The sequence below is a fragment of the Vibrio ichthyoenteri ATCC 700023 genome, assembly GCF_000222605.1.
In the GTDB taxonomy this organism is placed as follows: domain Bacteria; phylum Pseudomonadota; class Gammaproteobacteria; order Enterobacterales; family Vibrionaceae; genus Vibrio; species Vibrio ichthyoenteri.
Genome location: NZ_AFWF01000229.1, coordinates 1 through 623 on the forward strand (window position 1 = coordinate 1; position 623 = coordinate 623).

Here is a 623-nt window from a genome sequence, read left to right on the forward strand (position 1 = left end):
ACTCAACGGGCACTGGTAGTGATGCGCTGCATTACTTTAATCGCGGAGGGGAGCTCTTTGGCTTCGACCCTCTGAATGATTTTCTCTCTAATGCCCACTTAAACCTTTTTGGTCCCTCTGGCTCTGGAAAGTCCGCCACCTTAGTGGGGATTTGTCTTCGCCTGCTCGCCACCCATCGTCCGCGACTGTTTGTGATTGAAGCGGGGAACAGTTTTGGCTTATTAGGCGCTTATTGCGAGCGCATGGGGCTCAAAGTCAATCGCGTGCAACTCAGCGGGAGCTCAAAAGGCATTTTAGCGCCATTTGCAGATGCAAAACATCTGGTTGGCCAAGAGGTTGCGCACGTCTGCAGCGATGAATCGCTCGATATCGAGCATTTAAACGACAACGACAGTGAAGACGACGAGCAACGTGACATTTTGGGTGAGCTCGAAATCATGGCTCGCTTGATGATAACCGGGGGTGAGGAAAACGAACTGGCGGATTATCGCCGCGCCGACTCTGCGATGGTACGTGATGCCATTAAAGCCGCCGCCGAGCTTGCCCATGAGCGTTACACGGTCAGACCGACACACATCAAAGAGCAGCTGATTACCTTTAGCCAAGATGCGCAACGTCCTGAA

1 pseudogene is annotated in these 623 nt (G+C 52.6%); it reads left to right on the top strand.

The window, feature by feature from the left end:
* Positions 1 to 623: pseudogene (locus RH85_RS16435) on the top strand (conjugative transfer ATPase); the annotation flags it as partial.